The organism is Streptomyces sp. NPDC048420, assembly GCF_040651535.1.
Classification (GTDB): Bacteria; Actinomycetota; Actinomycetes; order Streptomycetales; family Streptomycetaceae; genus Streptomyces.
Map to the genome: position 1 here is coordinate 1 of NZ_JBEZKG010000037.1, position 21,568 is coordinate 21,568.

Annotated in this window: 23 protein-coding genes and 6 pseudogenes; 14 read left to right on the forward strand and 15 right to left on the reverse strand. The window is 68.9% G+C overall.

Going from position 1 to position 21,568, the window contains the following annotated elements:
• The 3 genes from AB0D34_RS42040 to AB0D34_RS42050 all read left to right on the forward strand — a co-directional run.
• The coding region (locus AB0D34_RS42040) for an IS701 family transposase (protein WP_362672175.1) at positions 1-965 on the forward strand (965 nt) is incomplete at its 5' end.
• Position 966: 1 nt separating this feature from the next.
• Positions 967-1,809 carry a hypothetical protein gene (locus AB0D34_RS42045; protein ID WP_362672177.1) on the forward strand — a complete coding sequence of 281 codons (843 nt, stop codon included), beginning with the start codon at positions 967-969 and terminating at the stop codon, positions 1,807-1,809.
• Between the two features lie 206 nt (positions 1,810-2,015).
• A complete protein-coding gene (locus AB0D34_RS42050; RefSeq protein ID WP_362672179.1) occupies positions 2,016-3,326 on the forward strand; it encodes a glycoside hydrolase family 30 beta sandwich domain-containing protein in 1,311 nt (436 codons plus the stop codon).
• A gap of 344 nt (positions 3,327-3,670) precedes the next feature.
• Here AB0D34_RS42050 and AB0D34_RS42055 read toward each other — a convergent pair whose 3' ends face one another.
• The 4 genes and pseudogenes from AB0D34_RS42055 to AB0D34_RS42070 form a co-directional block, all read right to left on the reverse strand.
• A complete protein-coding gene (locus AB0D34_RS42055; protein WP_362672181.1) occupies positions 3,671-4,084 on the reverse strand; it encodes a VOC family protein in 414 nt (137 codons plus the stop codon).
• Positions 4,081-4,665, reverse strand: a complete 585-nt coding sequence (locus tag AB0D34_RS42060; RefSeq protein WP_362672184.1) for a dihydrofolate reductase family protein — start codon at positions 4,663-4,665, stop codon at positions 4,081-4,083. The genes AB0D34_RS42055 and AB0D34_RS42060 overlap by 4 nt, the downstream gene beginning before the upstream one ends.
• A gap of 158 nt (positions 4,666-4,823) precedes the next feature.
• A pseudogene (locus AB0D34_RS42065) lies at positions 4,824-5,107 on the reverse strand (IS256 family transposase); the annotation flags it as partial.
• A 22-nt stretch (positions 5,108-5,129) separates the two neighbouring features.
• Positions 5,130-6,077, reverse strand: coding sequence for a TIGR01777 family oxidoreductase (locus AB0D34_RS42070; protein ID WP_362672186.1), 948 nt, complete (start codon positions 6,075-6,077; stop codon positions 5,130-5,132).
• Between the two features lie 336 nt (positions 6,078-6,413).
• Here AB0D34_RS42070 and AB0D34_RS42075 point away from each other — a divergent pair, with 336 nt between their 5' ends.
• The 4 genes and pseudogenes from AB0D34_RS42075 (at position 6,414) to AB0D34_RS42090 (ending at position 7,835) form a co-directional block, all read left to right on the forward strand.
• Positions 6,414-6,512 carry an SsgA family sporulation/cell division regulator gene (locus AB0D34_RS42075; protein WP_362672188.1) on the forward strand — a complete coding sequence of 33 codons (99 nt, stop codon included), beginning with the start codon at positions 6,414-6,416 and terminating at the stop codon, positions 6,510-6,512.
• 3 nt (positions 6,513-6,515) lie between these two features.
• Positions 6,516-6,719, forward strand: coding sequence for a hypothetical protein (locus AB0D34_RS42080; RefSeq protein WP_362672190.1), 204 nt, complete (start codon positions 6,516-6,518; stop codon positions 6,717-6,719).
• Between the two features lie 304 nt (positions 6,720-7,023).
• Positions 7,024-7,229, forward strand: a pseudogene (locus AB0D34_RS42085) (ABC transporter ATP-binding protein); the annotation flags it as partial.
• 42 nt (positions 7,230-7,271) lie between these two features.
• Positions 7,272-7,835 carry a CGNR zinc finger domain-containing protein gene (locus AB0D34_RS42090; protein ID WP_362672192.1) on the forward strand — a complete coding sequence of 188 codons (564 nt, stop codon included), beginning with the start codon at positions 7,272-7,274 and terminating at the stop codon, positions 7,833-7,835.
• Between the two features lie 454 nt (positions 7,836-8,289).
• Here AB0D34_RS42090 and AB0D34_RS42095 read toward each other — a convergent pair whose 3' ends face one another.
• Together AB0D34_RS42095 and AB0D34_RS42100 are read right to left on the reverse strand one after the other, a co-directional pair.
• Positions 8,290-8,703: a hypothetical protein gene (locus tag AB0D34_RS42095; protein WP_362672194.1), complete on the reverse strand. Its 414-nt coding sequence runs from the start codon at positions 8,701-8,703 to the stop codon at positions 8,290-8,292.
• Between the two features lie 32 nt (positions 8,704-8,735).
• Entirely contained in the window at positions 8,736-9,332 is a 597-nt protein-coding gene (locus tag AB0D34_RS42100; RefSeq protein WP_362672196.1) for an MFS transporter, read from the reverse strand.
• Between the two features lie 267 nt (positions 9,333-9,599).
• Here AB0D34_RS42100 and AB0D34_RS42105 point away from each other — a divergent pair, with 267 nt between their 5' ends.
• Positions 9,600-10,088, forward strand: coding sequence for a TetR/AcrR family transcriptional regulator (locus tag AB0D34_RS42105; protein ID WP_362672306.1), 489 nt, complete (start codon positions 9,600-9,602; stop codon positions 10,086-10,088).
• A 184-nt stretch (positions 10,089-10,272) separates the two neighbouring features.
• Here the strand turns inward: AB0D34_RS42105 and AB0D34_RS42110 are convergent.
• A pseudogene (locus tag AB0D34_RS42110) lies at positions 10,273-10,380 on the reverse strand (IS5/IS1182 family transposase); the annotation flags it as partial.
• Positions 10,381-10,470: 90 nt separating this feature from the next.
• Here AB0D34_RS42110 and AB0D34_RS42115 point away from each other — a divergent pair.
• A pseudogene (locus tag AB0D34_RS42115) lies at positions 10,471-10,620 on the forward strand (leucine zipper domain-containing protein); the annotation flags it as partial.
• 65 nt (positions 10,621-10,685) lie between these two features.
• On the opposite strand, the gene AB0D34_RS42120 reads toward AB0D34_RS42115, so the two are convergent.
• From AB0D34_RS42120 to AB0D34_RS42130, 3 genes are all read right to left on the reverse strand, one after another.
• Complete coding sequence (locus tag AB0D34_RS42120) at positions 10,686-10,994, reverse strand: hypothetical protein (protein WP_362672199.1); 309 nt, start codon at positions 10,992-10,994, stop codon at positions 10,686-10,688.
• 154 nt (positions 10,995-11,148) lie between these two features.
• Complete coding sequence (locus AB0D34_RS42125; protein WP_362672201.1) at positions 11,149-11,304, reverse strand: hypothetical protein; 156 nt, start codon at positions 11,302-11,304, stop codon at positions 11,149-11,151.
• Positions 11,305-11,480: 176 nt separating this feature from the next.
• Positions 11,481-12,317 (reverse strand): prephenate dehydratase, encoded by an 837-nt coding sequence (locus tag AB0D34_RS42130; RefSeq protein WP_362672203.1) that lies wholly within the window; start codon positions 12,315-12,317, stop codon positions 11,481-11,483.
• Between the two features lie 143 nt (positions 12,318-12,460).
• Between AB0D34_RS42130 and AB0D34_RS42135 the strand changes: the two genes are divergently transcribed.
• Entirely contained in the window at positions 12,461-12,871 is a 411-nt protein-coding gene (locus tag AB0D34_RS42135) for a hypothetical protein (RefSeq protein ID WP_362672205.1), read from the forward strand.
• Between the two features lie 267 nt (positions 12,872-13,138).
• Positions 13,139-13,342: pseudogene (locus AB0D34_RS42140) on the forward strand (hypothetical protein); the annotation flags it as partial.
• Positions 13,343-13,366: 24 nt separating this feature from the next.
• Here AB0D34_RS42140 and AB0D34_RS42145 read toward each other — a convergent pair.
• On the reverse strand, positions 13,367-13,492 hold the full coding sequence (locus tag AB0D34_RS42145; RefSeq protein ID WP_362672207.1) for a hypothetical protein: 126 nt from the start codon (positions 13,490-13,492) through the stop codon (positions 13,367-13,369).
• A gap of 446 nt (positions 13,493-13,938) precedes the next feature.
• Here AB0D34_RS42145 and AB0D34_RS42150 point away from each other — a divergent pair, with 446 nt between their 5' ends.
• From AB0D34_RS42150 to AB0D34_RS42160, 3 genes are all read left to right on the forward strand, one after another.
• A complete protein-coding gene (locus AB0D34_RS42150; RefSeq protein ID WP_362672209.1) occupies positions 13,939-14,100 on the forward strand; it encodes a hypothetical protein in 162 nt (53 codons plus the stop codon).
• Positions 14,101-15,539: 1,439 nt separating this feature from the next.
• Positions 15,540-16,451: a DUF4158 domain-containing protein gene (locus AB0D34_RS42155; RefSeq protein WP_362672212.1), complete on the forward strand. Its 912-nt coding sequence runs from the start codon at positions 15,540-15,542 to the stop codon at positions 16,449-16,451.
• Complete coding sequence (locus AB0D34_RS42160) at positions 16,424-18,523, forward strand: Tn3 family transposase (protein ID WP_362672214.1); 2,100 nt, start codon at positions 16,424-16,426, stop codon at positions 18,521-18,523. Before AB0D34_RS42155 ends, AB0D34_RS42160 begins: the two co-directional genes overlap by 28 nt.
• Positions 18,524-18,586: 63 nt before the next feature.
• On the opposite strand, the gene AB0D34_RS42165 is transcribed toward AB0D34_RS42160, so the two are convergent.
• The 4 genes and pseudogenes from AB0D34_RS42165 to AB0D34_RS42180 all read right to left on the reverse strand — a co-directional run bounded on the left by AB0D34_RS42165 (position 18,587) and on the right by AB0D34_RS42180 (position 21,474).
• Positions 18,587-19,087: a hypothetical protein gene (locus tag AB0D34_RS42165; RefSeq protein ID WP_362672216.1), complete on the reverse strand. Its 501-nt coding sequence runs from the start codon at positions 19,085-19,087 to the stop codon at positions 18,587-18,589.
• A 6-nt stretch (positions 19,088-19,093) separates the two neighbouring features.
• On the reverse strand, positions 19,094-19,720 hold the full coding sequence (locus AB0D34_RS42170) for an FAD-dependent monooxygenase (RefSeq protein ID WP_362672309.1): 627 nt from the start codon (positions 19,718-19,720) through the stop codon (positions 19,094-19,096).
• A 15-nt stretch (positions 19,721-19,735) separates the two neighbouring features.
• Positions 19,736-20,608: pseudogene (gene mca / locus AB0D34_RS42175) on the reverse strand (mycothiol conjugate amidase Mca); the annotation flags it as partial.
• Positions 20,605-21,474, reverse strand: a complete 870-nt coding sequence (locus tag AB0D34_RS42180) for an alpha/beta hydrolase (RefSeq protein ID WP_362672218.1) — start codon at positions 21,472-21,474, stop codon at positions 20,605-20,607. The gene AB0D34_RS42180 and the pseudogene mca, both read right to left, overlap by 4 nt.
• Positions 21,475-21,568 lie beyond the last annotated feature (94 nt).

The window sequence follows — 21,568 nt, forward strand, 5'->3', positions numbered from 1 at the left end:
GCCGGATGTCGGCCGGGGTGGCTCCGCAGTACTGCGGGGCCTTGGGAAAACGGGCCAACTGCCAGGTCGCGGTCAGCGTCCACGCCGCGACCGATACCGCGTCCTGCCCGCTGCAATGGCGGCTGTTCCTGCCCCAGGAATGGGCGTCGGACACCGCTCGCCGGGGCCTCGCCCGCATCCCGGCGGACGTCACGCACCGCGAGAAGTGGCGCCTCGCCCTGGACATGCTCGACACGCTCGCCGGCTGGGGCATGAAGCCTCCGGTCGTGGTGGCCGACGCCGCCTACGGCACCAACGCACACCTGCGGACCGCACTGTCCGAGCGCGGGCTTGCCTACGTCCTGGCCGTCCGGTCGGATGTGAGCGCCCACCCCTTCGAGACGAAGCCCGTCGCTCCGGCCCGCAAGGGGGCCATCGGCTGCTGGCCCCAGCCCCGCTACCGGCAGGCCGCACCGTCGGTGGCAGCCCTGGCCGCCGGCCTCGGGCCGCAAGCATTCACCCCGCTCACCTGGCGGCATGGCTCGCGAGGCGAGTTACGCTCCCGCTTCGCCGCCGTGCGCGTGCGCCCGGCCGGCAAAGCAGTCGAGCGCCCCATCAAAGCCGCCGCCTCGTCCGAACAGGGCTGGTGGGACGGTGTTCTGCCCGACTGCTGGCTGCTGATCGAATGGCCCGCCGACGCAGAAGCCCCGACCGATTACTGGCTGTCCAACCTGCCGGCCGACACCCCGATCGCCGACCTGGTCCGTCTGGCCAAGGTCCGCTGGCGCATCGAGCACGACTACCGCGAACTCAAACACGGCCTGGGCCTGGACCACTTCGAAGGGCGTTCCTGGCCTGGCTGGCACCACCACGTCACCCTCGTGACCGCCGCCCACGCCTTCCTCACCGAACAGCGCCTGGCCCCAAAAGCGCCCGGACCGGTCTCACCCTCTACCAAGTCCTCGACGCCCTCCAGAACACCCTGAGGTGCTGGACCGGCATCTGCACCACCTGCCACCAACCCCTGCCCAGCGGGTCACACTCAAGGCCAAGATCGAGACAGACCTAACGGAGTCCTATTACACGACCGGCGACCGCATATGGGACGCCGACATCTACCTCCCCTCCGGCACGGACAGCGCCTCCTTCGTACAGATCCTGCGCGGCGTCCACCCCTCGGGCACACCGGCCACCGACATCATGCTCAACGTCTACGACACGGGCGGCGGCACCGTGCGCCGCTACGACGGCACAGTGCTCAGGACGGGGGCGTACGACAGCTGGTTCAACGTCAAGATCGCCCACCAGGCGACCAGCGGCGCCGGCACAGTCAAGGTCTACCTCGACGACTCCCTGGTCCTTACGGTCGCCGACCAGGGTCCGGCCACCCGCTATTTCAAGAACGGCGTCTACAACCACGGCTCAGGGCGCAGGAGGCCCGCTTCCGCAACATCCGGTACTGGACACGCTGACCGCGGGGCCGGGTGGGCGTGGTCGCGCCGAGTGGAGAGGAGTGCGGCCGGCATTCTGGTCTCGACGGAGGCCGGCCGCGCTCGCCTTGTCGAGGCCTTGTCCCGCAGCCGATGTGTTGATCCGAGTTTTACGCAGTGGGTTCGGGTGGCGACGATCGGGAGCCGCAGGACGTGGTCGCCGTCGATGTCTTCGCGTCGCGACTCGCGTCCACGTGGTTCCTCTCGGTCTCCCTGGCTACCCCTCACCCTGCTCCGCGCCAACTTCTCGTGCCGGAGTCAGCCGCTCTGCCACCGCACCGAAGGGACGTCGGCCAGGCTCACCCGCACCGGGTTCGGCCAGGACCGTCGAAGGGCTTGACCGCGGTGAGTGGCATCGTTAACTTTCGTCAGGTCCGCCACTTGGACGCCGTTCACTATCTCGAACAACGTTGGTGTCCTGCCGTACCGCTGAGCGGTGACCGGGGCGACATGTTCCGTCGAAAAGGCAAGCGTGAGTCATCTCTGCCTATGGGAGCGCTCCCATGGGTCTGTGCGGAAGAAGGCCCGCAGCAAGGAGGAGGAGACATGACCCAGCGTCGGAACGACACCGAGAGCAGGGACCGCAGATCGCCGAGCCGGAGGGTGGTCCTGGCGACGATGGGGTCCCTGCCCGTCCTCGCCTCGACGGCGTCGGTGGCCAGAGCCTCTGACACCGGGGCCGTGACGGCTGCCGCCACCGCGGTCATCGACCCCTCGGCCACCCGGCAGACGATCCGCGGCTTCGGCGGAATGAGCCACGCGGCCTGGATCGGCGACCTCACCGCGGCCCAGCGGGACGCGGCGTTCGGAACCGCGGACGGACAGCTGGGATTCTCCCTGCTGAGAATCCCCGTGCCCGAGGACCGGGCGAACTGGAGCCGTGACCTGGCGACCGCCAAGCGCGCGGGCGAACTCGGGGTGGCGGTCATCGCGTCACCGTGGAATCCACCCGCCGCCATGGTCGAGACCTTCGTCCACGGCAGTCAGACGAACGCGCGACGTCTCAGGTACGACATGTACGGGGCCTACGCCCAGCACCTCAACGACTTCACCACGCACATGCGGAACAACGGAGCGAACCTGTACGGCATTTCGGTGCAGAACGAGCCCGACTACGCGCAGGACTGGACATGGTGGACCCCCGCCGAAATGGTTCGGTTCCTGCGGGAGAACGCCGGCTCGATCAGCACCAGGGTCATCGCACCGGAGTCCTTCCAGTACCTGAAGAACATGTCGGACCCGATCCTCAACGACCCGGTGGCGCTCAGCAACGTGGACATCATCGGGTCCCACCTCTACGGCACGCCGTTCGCGAATTTCCCGTACCCCCTCTTCAAGCAGAAGGGCGCGGGCAAGGAGCTCTGGATGACGGAGGTCTACTACCCCAACAGCTCGGATTCTGCGGATCTCTGGCCGCAGGCGCTCGACGTGGGCGAGCACATCCATCGGGCGATGGTGGACGCCGAGTTCCAGGCCTACATCTGGTGGTACATCAGGCGCAGCTACGGTCCGATGCGTGAGGACGGCAAGATCAGTAAGCGCGGTGCCGCCATGGCGCACTTCGCCAGGTTCGTCCGACCCGGGTACGTCCGGATCGGAGCGACGGCGAATCCGGCGACGAACGTGTACGTCTCGGCGTACCGGGGCGGCGGCTCCACGGTCGTGGTCGCCGTCAACAAGGCGGCCGCCGCGGTGAGTCAGCAGTTCACCCTGGCGAACGGTGCCGGTTCCAGCGTCGCGTCGTGGCTGACCGACGCGACCAGGACCGTCGCGTCGCAGGGCACGACCGGGGTGTCGAACGGATCCTTCACCGTCACGTTGCCCGCCCGCAGCGCGATGACGTTCGTGATCCGCTGACCTGGACGGCGCAGCCGGCTGCGTGCCGGTACAGCCACTCGGCCGGCCGCCGTTGGCCGGGCAGAGGATGCTCACGAGTGATCGTCCTCATCGGGCGAAGCTGACCGTCCCCGGCGTCTGGGCCGTATGGCTCATGGCGGTCGTGAAGTCTGCGCAGGTGCCGGGCCAGCCGGCCCGCGAGCAGTGGGCCGGCACAAGGCGCTCGGCCACCGCACGCCAAGTGGGCCGTCCCACCGGTAGGTTCATGCGTACGGTCTGCACACGCGGGCTCTGGCCGCCCGGCCTCACACCGAGAACTCGCGTATCGGGGGGGGAGCTTCGTCGCTCACCAGGCTGTGATCGCTTCAGGAGAAGTCTGCTGCGGTGATGCCGTCGGGATGTCCGGACGGCCACTCCACCAATTCGATCCGGTAACCATCCGGGTCCGTGAGCCAAGACGTCTTCGGGCCGTCAGGGCCGCCCGGGTACTGGATGGGTTCGGGTCCCAGACCGGCTTCGGTCAGTGTCTCGAGGGCGGTGGCGAGCGTTTCCACCTGGATCGCGAGGTGGTCGAACCCGCTGCCCACGTCGACCGGTCCGTCGCCGGGGCGGTGGACCAGTTCGAGCGAGGCCGCCGGTTCGTCGGGGAACTTGAGGATCACAAGGCGAGCCCCGGCGCCGGCCTCGACCCTGCCCAGTTCGGCGTAGCCCAGGGCGGTGTAAAAACCAAGCGAGCGGTCCAGGTCCGTGACTCGGTAGGCGGCGAAGAGCGTTTTCACGCGGCCTCCTCGGGTGGATGCACCCGGTAGCGGAGGTGCGTGACGTCTCGGTCCTCGAGCCGTCGGACGAGGTCGAGCTCGATGTGATCGCTACCCAGGTGGTCGAACAGCCGTCGGCCCTCCCCCAGGAGGACCGGAACCAGGTGGATCTCCATCTCGTCCAACTGCCCGGCTCGCAGAAGTGCTTGGGCCGCCCCCGCCCCATGGACCATGACCGGCCGGTCCTCTGCGGCTGCGCGAGCCTGACGGGCGCAGTCCTCGACATCGGTGACGAAACGCGCGTGTCCGGGTGGCACGTCCCCGTCATCCACCTGGTGGGTGAGGACGAAGATCGGTACGCCGTCGTGGTGGTCGCCCTGCCAGCGTCCGGCGAGTTCGAAGGTCCGACGGCCGGAGATCACTGCCCCGGTCGCCGTCGCTTCGCGGTAGACCTGGCCGCTCGGACCGTCGGACTCCCGGTCGTCGAGCCAGTTGAAGAGGCGCCCGCCGTCGCGTCCGAGCTCCTGCCCCGGCCGGTCGTCCGGGCCGGCGATATAGCCGTCGAGCGACATCGACATGTACAGCCGAATCGGATTGTTCATCCTGATCTCCATCTCTCCTCCATGACACCGGCATCCGGCGCTTCCTGACCCGCCTGGCAGGGCTTGTCACAAGGAAGACTTCAGGCAACCGGCGAACTCATCGGCCCGACGCGCCGACCCGCTGCCGGGCTGAGGGGGCAGGAGCCATGACCTGTGGATCAGTTGCGGTCCTTCCAGGCCACGTGGCTCTCGGAGCGTCCGACGCGGCGGCCGCACTCGAACGTGAGCGCGCCCCATCTCGTCACCCTGGTCCGCGCTGGAGCCCGCGCCCGCCACCGCTGCTGGACGGGCTCGACGAGCTTGAAGACCATGGCCAGGGCGGCGACCACGCTGCCGGCGCCCCGGGTGATTCTGGTCCGCAGCCGTACGGTGACGAAGCCGACTGAATCGGGTTCGTGGTGCGCAAGTGGAACCAGTGCTCGGAGCGGAAGTCGTAGAACGCCTGGCCGTGGGGCGGTCGCCGACTACTGAGACCGGCTCCTGGCCCGCTGCACGAGAGCCGTAGCGGCCCTCTCCCACTCGGAATACGTGAAGGCGAACCCGGCGGCACGCAGCCGACCCGGCACCACTCGACGGCTCTTGAGCAGCAGCTCCGTGTCCGAGCGCAGCGCGAACGCTCCCAACTCGGCCATCCAGCGCGTCGCCGGCAGCCCCACCGGGGCACCCCAGGCCGTGCGCAAGGCCCGCATGAAGTCACGGTGCGGAAGGGGGCCGGGCGCGGCAAGGTTCACCGGCCCCTTGAGGTCGTCCCGGGCGATCAGGAACTCCACCGCTCGCACGAAGTCCTCGTCATGGATCCACGAGACGTACTGCGCGCCGCCGGCCACCGGACCGCCAAGCCCGAGTCGCACCAGTCGCGACAGTACGTCGAACACACCGCCCGGGTCCGGGCTCATGACCATCGCCGAGCGCAACGCCACCTTGCGGGTGGCGGGAGTCGGCGCCTCGGCCTGCGCCCGCTCCCAGTTCTTCGCGATCTCGACGCTGTACGCCCAGTAGTCCGGCACCCCGGCCTCCGAGCCTCCGATTACCCCGGTCGCCTCGTCATGTGCCGCGTCGAAGCGGTGGGAGTAGACCGTCGCCGTACTCATCTGCAGCCAGACGCGCGGTGGCCGCGCGGCGGCGGCGATCGCCTCGCCGACCACCCGCGCCGAATCCACCCGGGAGTCCATCATGGCTTGCAGGTTTTCGGCGGTGTAACGGCAGGACACGCTGCGCCCGGCCAGGTTGATCACGACATCGCAGCCGTCGATCGCCGCGGCCCAGCGGCCGAGCGTGGCCCCGTCCCATCCGATGTCGTGCGCCCGCACGGGACGTCGTGTCACTACCGTCACCTCGTGGCCGGCCGCCGTCAGTGCACGGTCGAGAATCGTGCCCACCTGTCCGGTTCCCCCGGGCAGCACTACCTTCATCGAACCCCCTCGGCTTCGCTCGGCATCAGCGTAGCTCGCTTTTTTGAACGCGTTCAACAAGGGGTCCGCCGTATGCCCACGAACGCCATAGGGTCAACTGACCGATGTGCGCCCACCGCGTCCGGCGAAGAGTGGTGAACACACACTTCGTCCCATCGAGGGGGAACTCCTGTCCTGCATCGTGATCAGTCACCTCTGCGGGCGCACTAGGCGCCCGAGCTCGCGCCCTCGCTTCGCCTGGATCTCGACCGGACGCTGGACGAGTTCACCCGGCAGCCGACCCCCGCGATCTTCCGTTTCGACCCGGATCTACCGGCAGTGATCACGGTCGAGTTCATGTCGGAACGAGGACCGGCGCTCGTCTGGCGCCTCGGCCGTGAGCTGCTCCACCGCGGTCTGACGGCGACGTGCGGCTCCGGAGACGTACGGATGTGACCGATGGCGCCCGGGGAGCGGCCCTCGTCCTGGCTGTTGTTCGAGTCGGAGGAGTTGAGCGCCCTGTTCGAGGTGCCCATCGCGCCGTTGGCGGAGTGGCTCGACGCGACCTATCGGAGCACCCCGGCCAAGGCCGAGATGGACGGTCTGGACCGGGACGGCTTCCTCCGGGAACTGCTCGACGGGCCGGGAGCGGCCCCCGAGTGACCGCCGTCGGACCCACGGAGGGATGACTTGCCTTCCTTGCGTCACCTTCCAGAGAGGTGACGTGCCGACCGGAACCCCACTCGTTCCCATGGCGACGACCCAACCGCCGCAAGGGAAGAGACGCGTCGTAAGCCTTCGGGAGCGCTGCCCGCACCAGGAGCACCCGGAGCTGCAGGACGGCCGGGTGGTCATCGGCGCCGCTTCAAGACCAACGCCCCGCCCGGTACGCCCGCCTGCGCGACCTCGGGCCCATCCACCCCGCCCAGTTCCACCTCGACCTCAAGAGCTGGGGGGGCGTCGGCTACGACGCAGGCGGCTGGCCCTGGCCCTCCTGGTGGCCCGTCCGCCCCAACTGCTCCTGCTCGACGAGCCAACCAACCACCTCTCCCCCACCCTGTGCGACGAATGGAGGCCGCGCTGGGTCCTGGTCCGGGCGCGATCGTCGTGGCCAGCCATGACCGCTGGCTGCGTCGACGCCGGCAGGGCCGGGAGCACCGGCTGGAACGGTAACGCTTCTTGCCCTCGACATGAGTCACCTGTCAAGATGGTGATGTGAATCTTGACCATGTCTTCGTATGCGGCCACCCGGCGCTCGACTTCGCGGCCACTCTCCGGGCCCGTCGTTCGACCCGGTTCGAGGTGTTCGTGACGCCGGAGCGGCTGAACGCCTGGTACCTGGAGTCCGGCCTGGTGGACACCATCACGCCGGGCGGGGAGGACGACGTCCAGGAGGCCACGGCCGTACGCGAGGCCATCTACCGGCTCGTGACCGACCGGCGCCTCGGCGAAAAGTTCGACGCGGAGGCGCTCGAGGCGGTCAACGCCGCCGCGCGCAAGACCCCCGTGACACCGCAGCTCACCCTGACCGGGCGGCTCACCGAGGCGACGCCCGAGCAGGCACTGGCGACCGTCGCCCGACAGGCGGTGGAACTGCTCAGCGGCCCTGACCTACCCCTGATGAAGGAGTGCGGCAACCCCGAGTGCACCCGGGTCTACATCGACCGCTCCCGGGGCATGCGGCGCCAGTGGTGCGGTATGGAGTCCTGCGGCAACAAGATCAAGGCCGCCGCGTACCGCGCCCGCAAGAAGTCCGCGTCGGCCGCGGCGGCCCGCTGACCCCCTCGCCCGCTCGGCGGCCGGTCCCGGTGCACGGGGGACCCAGTCGGCCGCGAGATCCCTGAGGGTCCTGCGGAACCCGTTCATCGCCACCCACCGCGCGCGACACACCGCCTCGCGGGACGGGCGAGAGACCTCAACCGCCTGGCTGGACGGGCAGGTTGTCGGCGCCTACTGACTCCACTCCGCGATCCAGACGAACACGTATCTCTTCCCGGACGAGCGTGCGACCGTACTCGCCGGCTCCTCCGTGCCCGCTTCGGGCCGAACGTATCGGCCGAACCCGGGAGACCCGGTGGCCCTCGCGCCGAACGGCCCACAGGCGCTCGACCCCGGTGAGCTGACCCAGGCGCGGTCGGTCGTGCGTCGGACCCTCGCCTGCATGCCCACAGCGGCGTCTACCAACCGCGCCACACATTGTCGAAGGCGGCGTTCTAGACGTCCAGCCGCACTCCTATCGCTCCAGCTGCATGACCGCGTCACCGACGGCAGCCAATACGGCGGTGACGGCGTCGTCGAGGGGGTTGTCGTCGGTACCGGACGGCCCCTGGTTTTCCGCTCGCGTCGTGGTGGTCGGCACGCGATGCCGACCCGCCAAGCCCGCCGCGGCGGGGCACAGCACGTGAACACGTACAGACCTTCGCTCGGACTGACTGATGACCAGACCGGCGACGCGCGGCAGCATGTAGATGCCGGACAGGGTGGCCGAGACACCCTGGACGATCTGCAGGTAGGTCGGCAGGTAGACCAGTACGGCGAACATCGCGGCGTTGGCGAAGAAGCCGATCAGCGAGGAGAACACCACGGTCCGCGAACCGAGCATGGCCGGCGGCAGGACCGGGGCGGCGGCACGACGCTCGACGGGCACCAGTAGTACGGCAAGCGCGACGGTGGCGACGATCAGGCCGACGATCGCCAGTGAGCCCCAGCCCCAGCGCTCGCCGAAGGAGGTGACGAGGACGAGGCCCGTGGCGATGGCGGCCAGGACGGTGGCGCCGAGGTAATCGATATACGGGCCTTCGCGCCCCGGGTGACCGCGGGCAGGGCGCGGGCGGCGATGGTCAGGGCGACGATGCCGACGGGCAGGTTGATCAGGAACGCCCACCGCCAGGAGAGCTGGTCGGTGAAGACGCCGCCCAGCAGGGGGCCGACGATGCTGGCGACGCCGTAGACCGATCCGAACATGCCCTGGTAGCGGCCGCGCTCGCTCGGGGCGACGATGTCGCCGACAAAGGCAGAGGTCAGCACGATCATGCCGCCGCCTCCGACGCCCTGGACGACGCGGGCACCGATCAGCTCGGGCAGGTTCTGGGCCAGGCCGCAGGCCACTGAGGCGATCAGGAAGATCGAGGTCGAGGCCAGGTACAGCCGCTTGCGGCCGAACATGCCGCCGAGCTTGCCCCACAGCGGGGTGACCGCGGTCGAGGCGAGCAAGTAGGCGGCGCTGACCCATGCAATGTCGTCGAACCCGTTCAGGTCCTGCGCTATACGGGGCAACGCGGTGGAGACATCGCGGCGACGACGCCGCCTGCCTTGGGTGATGAGGATTCGGATGCCTTCGACATGGAAGGGGCCTCTCTAGACATGCATCATAAGAATGCCTTAACCCTATTTATTTGTCACGTTACCGTAGCGCTTACAGGCTGATGTTCTACTCGAGAGAGGTGCTAGCCGTCTCAGGCAGCACATTCCGGCACTAGACTCGGGCCGGTGAGAGCCGACGCAGCACGCAATCTGGAAGCCGTCCTGGCCACCGGGGCACGTATGCTCGCCGCCGATCCCGGCGCCAGCATCGCGAGCATCGCCGCCGAGGCAGGTGTCGACCGGCGTACCGTCTACCGGCGTTTCGCCTCCCGCGAGGATCTCCTCGCGGCCATCTACGAGGCCCGCCTCACGGCCATCGAGCACGCCATCGAGGACGCGCGGCTGCGCGAGGCACCCGTCGCCGTCGCCCTGCACCGCTACGTCGAGAACATCATCGCCGTCAACCGGACCTGGCCCGTCGACCTCGCCCGCATGCTCGCCGACGACAGCGTCCACGCCCGCCGCGACGCCTCCGTCCACGAGGTCGATGCCTTCCTGCAGCGCGCCGCCGACGAGGGCCTGCTGCGCACCGGTCTCCCCGAGGGGTGGGCGAGCGCGCTGCTGCCGCAGCTGATGCACCTGGTGTCCCGACAGCTGCCCGAGCTGAACCCCGGGCAGGCCGCCGACGTGGTCGTCGACACCCTGCTGAACGGGCTCGGAGCCGCCTGACACACCGACGGCCCCAGGGACGTCTGAGGTCCAGGCGGGGCCGTCGGCGCGAAGCGGCGGCGGAGGCACGAGGAGGTTCCGCCGCCGCTCAGCTCGTTCCGCTACCGGGGGTGTCGGCACGGTACCGGGCATGTGGACACTGCGGAGTCGGGGCTGTTCGTTGCCGGCGGCGGAGCGCTTCAAGGCGTCTCCCCTCGACACAGGCGACAGCCCACTCGGCGACCCACCGCACGCGGCCCAGGCCGGAGCCGTGCGGCTCCCCGCAGTGGGCGGTCTTCGGTGCGATGCCGCGCTAGGGGGTACTCGACCGGGAGGTTGGTGACACGCCTGCCACCGGTTGTTGTTCATGGAGGTGCCTCCGGGCGTAGCGGAGATTGCCCTGGTGACCCACGCTCATGCCCGGCTGATCTTGCACGGCAGATGTCTGTTGGTGTGCAATGTGCTCATCTGGGCCAACCGCTTCCGGGCCGAGGGCCAGCCGGGGCTGCATGACCGCTCCAGCCGTCCCCGCACCTGCCCCAGACGCACGCCGCGTCGGCGCCTGCGCCTGCGCCGGGGACCCGAGGAGATCGAAACGGTCCGGCGCACTGTCACAGGTCAGACCAGTTCGAAGGCACGCCGGAAGACACCGTATTCCCCAGGCGTCTCCCAGCACGTGTAGTGGCAGCCAAGAAGATTGGGCTGGGCAATCCCCAATTGCTCCGCCAGCACGTCGGCCCCGGTCTTGAACATTCGAGACGGGTCATCGACGGCTTGACAATGAGCAGTTGCTCCACGCAGTTCGACAACTACGTACTCCATGCTCCTGCCGGCGCTGACCACCGGTTCCTCGTGGTTCTGCTCGTGCTGGGCATCCATAACCTGCCCACAGAGCCCGCACCGCAAGTTGTCGTGTGAGGCATCCACGGCAGGCATCGTACGCCTCGCTCGAACAACGTGCGGCTCCCATCCCAACCGGGCATGGGCTCGCCAGCTGCCTGCAGTCCCGTTACTGATCCGGAGGAAACGTCCTGGCGCAGACGGCGAGGCTCGGGGCGAAGGTCGGCGAAGATGCGGCCCATCAGGTTGTCCGGCGGGATGCCGAGGTGTAGAGGCTGGTGAGCAGGGTTCCCTCGGCGAGTCCCGCGCGTCGCTCGAAGGTGAGCGCGGCGGGCAGCAGGGGTGTTGTCAGCACACCACCGAAGTGGAGGACGAGAACCTTGCGGTAGTGAGTCATGCTCACGCCTTAAGGAGGTCGTCGCGGCTTGCGCCCGATCAGGCCATGTTGCTCGGCAAGTGTCGATGGCCACACACATGTGTGTTGGGTATGAACCTTCGGCGCGGTCGGCTACGTCGTCCCGGTGAGGGGTTCCCCGACGCCCACGGCGACGACGACGGGGAACCCGTCCCTTGTCAGCTCCTGGCGCGGTGCGGGTGCGCGGGGTAGACGCCCAGGATGCGCACCTCGGTGGAGAAGAAGCGCAGCTCGTGCAGGGCGAGAGCGACGCGCTCGTCGTCGGGGTGTCCCTCGATCTCGACGTAGAAGCGGCTGGGGTTGAGGCCCGCGCCCATCTGGTAGCTCTCGATCTTGGTGAGGTTCACACCGCTGCTGGCGAAGCCGCCGAGTGCCTTGTAGAGCGCGCTGGGGATATTGCGGACGCAGAAGAACAGGCTCGTCATCGTCGGCTCCCCGGTGTGCGGGGCGAAGGCCGCGTCCCGGGACAGGACGACGAAGCGAGTGGTGTTGTCCGGGTCGTCCTCGACCTCGGCACGCAGCACATCCAGGCCGTACAGCTCGGCCGCGGCGGGCGGGGCGAGCGCGGCATGCCGCGGGTCGCCGAGTTCGGCCACCTCGCGGGCGGCTCCCGCGGTGTCGTCACTGACGAGGGTGCGCCAGCCGCCCTCCCGCAGGATCTTGCGGCACTGTCCGAGGGCGTGCACATGGCTGCGTACGCACTCCACCTGGTCCAGGGTCGCGCCGGGCACGCCCATCAGGTCGAAGCGGATGGCGAGGAAGTACTCGGCGACGATGAACAGCCCCGACTCGGGCAGCAGATGGTGTACGTCGGCGACGCGGCCTGCCGCGGAGTTGTCGACCGGGATGACGGCGATGTCGGCGGCGCCGAGCGTCACGGCGTCAAGGGCCTGCTCGAAGCTGGTGCAGGGCAGTTCGCGGGCCTCGGGGAAGAGGGCGCGCGCGGCGGTCGCCGAGTTGGAGCCGGGTTCACCCTGATATGCGGCGGTCGTCACCGTGTTCAGCCTTCCTCAAGGAGGTCCTGTCGCTCGGCGGCAGGACCTCCGTCGTGTAGCGCGCCTGCTGAAGTATCGGTGAACCGTCTTCGATCAGGCTCACCAGGGGGGCGGCGGGCGCTGCTCCAGTCTGCCGTCACCGCGTGTTCGTGCGCCGCGGCGACCACATACTGGACGGCTTGACCGGCTGGTGGGACATGCGCGGCGAGCGGCTGCCCGGTGGCGGAGGGCAGACAGTGCCGGACGGACGGGGCGTCGTACAGGGCCGCGGTCAGGCTGAGCCGCTCGTCGTGCAGGACGGCGGCGAGCTCGGCGGCCGCGACGGCTTGGGGGCACTGGCCGCCCCACCTGCATGCGGGGCGGCCAGTACGTCGGTGATACGGCGGGCAGTGCCCGCGGCCAGGGCGGTGACCGCCGTACGGAGGAACGCCGCGTCGCCGGCCCGCGGTGGCTCACCCGCCGTAGAAGTGGCGAAGTCGGCGGGAACATACGGGTCAGCGAGGCAGACCACGATCTCGACCCCGCTCGTCCTGGGCGTGCCTTCGACGCGATGACGTGCCCCATCTCCTCGTGCGGGGGAAGGCCCCAGAGCCGCACAGGGTGAAGCCGCCTGGGGTCGGCTGTGCGGTCGCTCCGGGGAAGTCCGGGTCGCACACGGCGGCCGGCAGGGGCGCGGCCAGTTCCTACGGCAGTGACGAGGCGTGGTGGCAGCGGGTCCACGAGCTGCTGGACAGCCTGGGCGACGCGGTGCCCGCACACTCGCGCATCTACCAGGACGCTTGGGGTGACGTTGTCCTGCGTGGCGCGGGGGTGCACGAACGCTCACCCTCTCGGCCCAGACCTTCCAACGCCTCGGCGCGGCCACCTGGGCGGAGCGTGCCCAGGCCGAACTCCGCGTCTCGGGGCTCGGCACCCGTGCGACCACCCAGCTCGCCGAGCTCACCTGGCAGGAGCGTCGCATCGCCAACCTCGCCGCGAGCGGCCTGACCAACAAGGAGATCGGCGAGCGCATGCACCCGTCTCCCGTACGGGCTCCGTGTTGGCGGTCACTACAAGCGGTGGGCCCGCAGGCCGTTTTCGTCGAGCCAGCCGAGCACGTAGTCCGCGACGCAACTGCATCCGTTGTCGATGACCAGTGAGTGCGCGCGGTCCGCGAACTGCTTGAGATCGGTCACGGCGAGCGTCGCTGTACTGCTTGTAGGCCGCGCGTGTCGCGGCGTCGGGCACCAGCAGGTCCTCCTGTCCCGAGATCAGCAGCAGCGGGCCGCGGGCCGCGTTGTCGACGTCCACCGCGGCACGTGGACCGCGCGCCGAGTCCGTGCATCCGAGGTCGGCGAGCAGTCGTCGGGGTGTGGGCACCACATAGCGTTCGAAGAGTCGGGCCGACTCCTCCGCAGTGACCCTGTTCGCGAAGTAGCGGTGGAACTGCTCCGGCGACAAAGACACCAGAGGATCGGGCGCCGAGGGATCGCCGCCGTCGGCCCCGTAGGGCAGCCGCAGTCCGGACGGCGGGGCGGGCGACGCGATGTCGTTGACCGTGGCGGGAGCGATCGCCACCGCCGCCTGGCCGATGTCGGCGCCGATGAGGTGCTGGGCGATCAGGCCGCCGACCGAGTGACCGATGACCACCGGTGCAATATCGAACGAGCTGCCCTTGCTGCCCCTGGCGGAGTGGCTGGCGCACACGCACGAACTGGTGCCCGCCGACGACGAACGCAGTGAGATCGACTGGGACGCCGCGACGACCGATCTGCGCCACGAGCCGCAGGCTCACTGCGACTGACCGCGGTCAACGCCGGTGTCCGGGGCCTGCGATGCTCCGTCGCTCGTTCCTTGGCGTATCCGTCGACCGGGGGCGGAGCGGAGTGCGGAAGTTCGCGGCGTCCGTGAGTACGCTCACGGCCGCCCAGTGCAACCTGTTCAATTGCATGATCCGACAGCTGTACCACTGCCTCCAGCACAAGATGCCCTTCGACGAACAACGCAGCCCTATCGGCTGCGAAACGACGAAACAGCACTCACCTCACTGGGTTCGACGCTCACGACGTCGCTTGGTCCGCCCGGATCCGCGGAGTCCGTCTCGCAGGTCGATGAATTCGAGGGCGCCAGCGATCCCTCGGCCGATCCATCGCAGTAGACGGGGCGCTGAACTGGTCAGGTCATCCACGGTGTTTCCCCCCAGCGGTTTCACAGCGGAGCCCGCCGCCGTGATCAGGAACTCTCCTCCACAAGATATCCGATGTCACCGAGCTGCATCCGACAGTCAGTTCGATGGAAGAAACGCCTACTGGCATGCCGGTCAGAGCCTTGCGCTCCCCGCGGGACCGCAACCATGGGACCGCGGACCAGACCTGCCACGACCGACGCGGACTTCACCGCAGAGCCCAGCCTGACAGTGAGCGGGTCGGCCGTCGGTCTGGCTCGATCCGCGCCCACTGCGCGTCAGGTGGTGAAGCGCCTGGCCAGGTATGGCGTTGTTCGGCATGGTCTCTGTCGGCCGGACGAAACGTTCTTCGGCGGTACGCGACCAGGTCCGTGACCATCGGGCCTTAGCCGATCAAGCAGAAAGGGCAGCCACTCACTTGGAAATCTTTCGTCCTGGCCATGTTCTCAGTCGGGGGATGAATCCTCTCGCCGGAGGCGATTTACGTAGTCGATCCGCTTCCGGGCCTGTTCGCGCGTCTCCACTTGCTTTCTCTGCTCACGTTGTCGCGCTGTGAGAGGGGGACTTGCTGTGGGCGTGTTCCCATTACGGTCAGTCACTGTGAACTGACCACCCCGCCCTTCTCCTTCGTTCACATCCGACTGAGCCGTCGAGAGGGCGGAAGCGCACACAAGCCCAACCCCTGCTAACACGCCGATGAGCACAGTCCTTCGGTGCATGGCCACCTCAGTCCACCTTGCTACGCGTGAACCAGAAGCGTACTGCCATGCGAGAGCCTGTCACCCGCGAAAACAAGTCCTGCGGTGGTGTCCGGGTGAGTGACCTGGTCAAGGTGCTCCGGGTCCGCCTCGCCCGTCAACATATGTGGCCGGGGCCAGCGGCCGGCGCGGCCGGTTGGGCACGATGCCGGGGATGACGCGATCCCCTGCTCCTGGGCCCCGGCGTCCTAGCTCAGACACCAGCCGCAAAGTAGGTCTTGGGTAGCCGGACGAGCCCCGTTTCCCTGACCTGGGTGTTGTCGTTGGTCTGATCGAGTGATCGAGGCCAAAGGGGCGGGCGTGCGGCAAGAGTGGTCGCCAGAGGAGCTGTTGGCGAACTGGACGCTGGTAGACGGCGACTGGGACCTGGTCGCGAACAAGAGCGGGACAACGCGGCTCGGCTTCGGCCTCTTGCTGAAGTTCTTCGAGCTGGAAGGCCGGTTCCCCGATGTCCTGGAAGAGGTCCCACCGGCCGCGGTGGACTACGTCGCCGATCTGGTGAAGGTCCCGGCCACCGACTTCGCGAAGTACACGCTGGTCGGCCGGACCGCCGAGTACCACCGCAAGCAGATCCGTGAGGCCCTGGGATTCCGGCCCTCGACGGTCGCGGATGAGAAGGCGTTGGCCGAGTGGCTGGCCGTGGAGGTCTGTCCGGTCGAGCTGGTGGAGGACCGGCAGCGCGAGGCCCTGCTGGTCGAGTGCCGGGCCCGGAAGATCGAGCCGCCGGGCCGTACCCGCGTCGAGAAGGTCCTGGTCGCAGCGCGGGGCAAGTGGGAGAAGACGTTCTGCGCCCGCACGATCGGCCGCCTGGGGGAGGCGGGCACGGCTCGGCTGCTGTCTTTGGTGTCCGAGGACAACGAGGCGGGTACCGCTCTGCTGGCCGCGCTCAAGCGCGACCCGGGCGCGGTCGGCCTGGACTCCCTGCTTACCGAGATCACCAAGCTCAACGACGTGCGCAAGCTCGGGCTGCCCGATGGGCTGTTCACGGACTGCTCGGAGAAGCTGGTGGCTGTCTGGCGGGCACGGGCGATCAAGATGTACCCCTCGGACTTCCGCGACACGAGCGAAGACGTACGGATCACGCTGCTCGCGGCGCTGTGCTCGTCCCGGCAGGCGGAGATCACCGACGCCCTGGTCGACTTGCTGGTCGCTAGGGTCCACAAGATCAACGCCCCGAGCGGCGGGTGGAGAAGCAGCTCACCGCCGAATTGAAGAAGGTCCGCGGTAAGGAGGGCATCCTCTTCAAGCTGGCCACAGCCGCCGTCGACAAGCCCGACGAGGTCGTACGCCGGGCCCTGTTCCCGGTGGTCGGGGAGAAGACGCTCCGCGAGCTGGTTGCCGAGGCGAAGGCGAACGAAAAGGTCTTCAAGGCCAAGGTCCGCACCACCCTTCGCTCCTCCTACAGCTCCTACTACCGGCAGATGCTGCCTCCGCTGCTGAACACGCTGGGCTTCAGGTGCAACAACACCGCCTACCGGCCGGTGATGGACGCGATGAAGCTACTGAAGAAGTACGCCGACGTCGACGGCAAGACCCGCTTCTACGACGCCACGGACGTGGTGCCGATGGACGGCGTGGTGCGCAAGGACTGGCGCGAGGACGTCGTCGACGACAAGGGCAAGGTCGAGCGCATCCCGTACGAGCTGTGCGTTCTGGTCGCGCTGCGGGACGCCGTACGGCGCCGCGAAATCTACGTCGAGGGCGCCGCGCGCTGGCGCAATCCGGAGGATGACCTGCCCGGCGACTTCGAGGCCACCCGCGCCGTGCACTACGCCGCGATCCGGCAGCCGCTGAACCCGAGGGCGTTCATCGCGGATCTGAAGAAGCGCATGACCGCGGGCCTGGACCGGTTCTCCGCCTCGCTTGCGGACGGCAGCGCGGGCGGGGTCAAGGTCACCACCCGCAAGGGCGAGCCATGGATCACCGTTCCGAAGCTGGAGCCGCTGGCCGAGCCCACCGGCCTGGCGGCCCTCAAGGAGGAGGTCGCACGCCGCTGGGGCGTCCTGGACCTCCTGGACGTGCTGAAGAACGCCGACTTCCTCACCGGCTTCACCGAGGAGTTCTCCTCGGTGGCCGCCTACGAGCGCATCGAGCGTGCCGTCCTCCAGCGCCGCCTGCTGCTGGCCCTCTTCGCTCTGGGCACCAATATGGGCATCCGGGCGATCGTGGCGACCGGCGAGCACGGCGAGACCGAGGCCGCATTGCGGCACGTGCGCCGGCACTTCATCACTGTCGACAACCTCCGGGCCGCCGTCACCAGGCTGGTGAACGCCACCTTCGCCGCCCGCGACACCGCATGGTGGGGCCGCGGCACCGCGTGCGCCTCGGACTCGAAGAAGTTCGGGTCCTGGTCCTCGAACTTCATGACCGAGTACCACGCCCGCTACGGCGGCAACGGCGTGATGATCTACTGGCACGTCGAGCGGAAGAACGTCTGTATCTACTCTCAGCTCAAGAGCTGTTCGTCGTCCGAGGTCGCGGCGATGATCGAGGGCCTGTTGCGGCACTGCACGGACGCCGAGATCGAGTCGAACTACGTCGACACGCACGGCGCGAGCGTCGTCGGGTTCGCCTTCACCGAACTGCTCAACTTCCGCCTGCTGCCCCGGCTGAAGAACATTGGCAGCATCCGTCTATACCGGCCCGACGACGCCCCGCCCGGCTGGCCCGCCCTCGGCGCCTCGCTGACGAGGCCGATCCGCTGGGAGCTGATCGAGCAGCAATACGACCAGATGGTCAAGTACGCGACCGCGCTCCGGCTTGGAACGGCGGAGGCGGAGCAGGTGCTGCGGCGCTTCACCCGGGGTGGCCCCAAGCACCCCACCTACCAGGCACTCGAAGAACTGGGCCGGGCCGTGCGCACGATCTTTGCCTGCGACTACCTGGCCAGTCCCGGCCTGCGCCGCGAGATCCACGGTGGGCTCCAGGTCGTGGAGAATTGGAACAGCGCGAACACCGTGCTCCACTACGGCAAGGACGGCGCCCTGACCGGCCCCGACAAGGAGCACGCCGAGACGTCGATGCTCGCCCTGCACCTGCTCCAGTCCGCGCTCGTGCACGTCAACACCCTGTTGGTGCAGCAGGTCCTGGCCGAAACGGCCTGGGCATCGAGGCTCAGTGACGAGGACCGGCGCGGCCTGACCGCGCTGTTCTGGTCAAACGTCAACCCGTACGGCACCTTCCGCCTGGACATGGACAAGCGCCTCGATCTGGGGCCGGCCGCCGTCGTACCACGCCCACGTGTACCGGTGGTCGTCGCCGACCAATCGCGTCGAGATATGTGATGAAGGACGTGCGAGACGCTGCCGAGTCTTCGGTCGCTTCCCCACCTGGGCTGGCCGTGGTCATCAGGTCGGCAGGAGCGGTTCCAGCCCGGGATCGGTTTGGGGGGCGTGGGTCTGGGCTGCCATGGCGTCGAACATCTCCTGGGTCGGGCGGGCGAAGACGTGTTGGCTGCCCTGGACGCCGATGGCCTGGTTGTGTTCGACATAGGGGCGCATGGCGTGTTCGTAGGCGGCGAAGGCGGTGGAGTGGTCGCCGTCGGCCGCGGCCAGTTGCTCGGCCAGGACGTAGGAGCCGACCAGGGCCTGGGAGGTGCCGCGGCCCGAGGTCGGGGCGGCGCAGTATCCGGCGTCTCCGAGTAGTACGACGCGGCCGGTGGACCAGGCGTCCATGCGGATCTGGACCATGGCGTCGAAGTAGAGATCGGCGGTTCTGTCCAGCTCGGCCAGCAGGGCCGGGGCCTGCCAGCCCAGGTGTGCGGCGCGGGCCTTGAGGATCTTCGTCTGCGCCTTTCGGTCGTTCCGGTCGACGGGCAGCCGCTGATCGGCCTTGAACAGCAGCCCCACCCGGGCCTACCTGTTGTCCTTGACGGTGAACACGCTCAGCGCCGCCGTCTCGCCGTCGCCGGTGGCCATGCCCTCGGCGTCGAGCCCAAGGTGGTTATCGGCCTCCCAGTAGGCGTAGTAGCAGCCCAGATAGTGCGCGAAGGCTTCCTCGGGGCCGAAGGCCAGTCGTCGGACTGCCGAATGCGCCCCGTCGGCGCCGATCACCAGGTCGAAGCGTTCCGGAGGGGCGTGCTCGAAGGTGACGTGCACCCCGTTGTCGTCCTGCGCCAGCGCCGTGGCGGAGTCGCCGAAACGGTAGGTGACCCCGGCCTCCGCGGCGCGGTCGTGCAGGATCTCGATCAACTCGTCGATGAGCACCTCCAACTCGCCGGCGTATAGCACGGCCGGTATCACGGCGTACGGTTCGCCGGCGGAGTCCACCACTGTGCAGTCGCCGATACCGGTGTCGCGCTCCTTCACCCGGTCGAGTACGCCCATCCGTTCCAGCACGGTCAGGGCCGGGCCGCGGAAGTCGACCGCCTGTCCGCCGCTGCGCAGCGCGGGGGCGCGTTCGACGACCGTGGAGGCGTACCCGTGCTGCGACAGCCAGTACGCCACCGTCGATCCGGCCACCCCGCCGCCGGAGACCAGCACCGTGGGCCGCTCGGCGCGTATCCCGGCGAACAGGTCGTCCTCGGGGAGGGTGACCGGGACGTGGGAGCGGGCCAGGTGGTAGTCCTCGGTGGGCCATACCTCACGCTCCACGGCGCGGTCGTGGAGCATGAACCCGGCGTTCGGGTCGATCTGGGTGGCGTGCGCCAGCAGCGCCCTGTCCCGCGTGGGGAAGTGCTCGGCGCACCGGATCTGGGTGGTGAACTTCGGCTCCTCGGCGGATTCCGGGCCGAACTCGGCGAGCACCGCTTCCATTCCGGAGGCAATGCCGCGGGCGGTCATGCCGTCGTGGAGGGCCTGGAACCAGGCCCTGGACAGGGCGCCGTGATAGTAGAGCTTGAGCGGCTGCCAGACGGGCCCGGCCCCGGGGAAGCGGCCGGGGTCACTCGCCGCCTCGAAGGCAGCGGCGGTGATCTGGTGCGTACGGATGTGGTCGGGGTGCGGATAGCCCCCCGTCTCGTCGTAGGTGATCAGCACATGGGGACGGAAGTCACGGATCAGCGCCACCAGCGGCGCGGTCGACTCCTCCAGCGCAGTCGCGGCGAAGCAGCCGTCCGGCAGCGGCTCGCCGTCCGTAGGCAGCCCGGAGTCGGCGAAGCCCAGGAAGTGCTGACGGATGCCGAGGATGTCGCGGGCGGCGGCCATCTCCGCACGGCGTATCCGCGGCAGGTCGGCGCGCACCTCGGGCCGGTCCATCGCGGGGTTGAGGACGGTGCCGCGCTCGCCGCCGGTGCAGGTCACGACGAGGACGTCGGCGCCCTCGGCGGCGTACTTGGCCAGCGTCGCCGCGCCCTTGCTCGACTCGTCGTCGGGGTGGGCGTGCACACTCATCAGGCGCAGGGGTTCTTCTGGGGTGACGCGCAGGTTCATGCGGTCCTCTCGTGGGTCCACTGCGCCAGGCGGCGCAGGAAGGTGTCAGTGGCGGCGGTCGGGGCGCCGGCCAGCAGGGCCAGGTGGAAGACGTGCGGGAGGTCCTCGTACAGGTCAAGGCGCGCGGGGGTCCCGGCCGCGGTCGCGGCGGCGGCCAGCCGACGCGCGTCGTCCGCGAGCACTTCGGCTCCGCCAGCGACCACCAGCAGGTCGGGCAGGCCCGACAAGTCGCCGTGGAGCGGGGACTGCGGCGCGGCGTCGGGCCGCGCCCCGGCCAGGTACTGGGTGCACGCCGTCTCCAGTGCCGCCTTGCTGATGGTGTCGCGGCCCCGGTCTGCCGTCAGGGAGGGGCTGGAGAGAGTGAGATCGGCGAGCGGGGAGACCACGACCGCGGTGGCCGGCAGCGTGTCCCCGGCCGCCTTCAGTGCCAGCAGGGCGGACAGCACCAGGGTGGCGCCGGCCGACTCGCCGACGTGCACGATGCGGCCGGCAGGCACACCCTGCTCGATCACGCTGCGGTGCACGGCGGCCACGTCCTGCAGCGCCGCCGGATACGGGTGTGCCGGGGCGAGCCGGTAGGCCACGCCGAACACCGGGCGGCCCGTTGCCTGCGACAGCCGGTATGCGAACGCTCGTTCCGCGCGGGGTTCTGTGCCGGTGAAGCCGCCGCCGTGGACGTAGAGGACGACGCCGGTCTCGGCAGGGGCTTGGCCGGAGGCGTTGGTCCACCGGCCAGGCACCCCGCCGGTGGCGGGCAGCGCGGGGGCGAGGTCGGCATCGGCGGGCAGATCCGGGATGCCGTCGGCCAGTCGGGCCAGCCGGTCGCGGACGGCGGCCGACTCGGCCGGGGTGATGCGCAGGTTCACTCGGTTCCCTTCCACTTGCTTTTATCGGACCGACATAAAATTAGGTGCGACCCATCAAAGAGTCAAACGCATTTTTATGTCCGACCTACGCTAG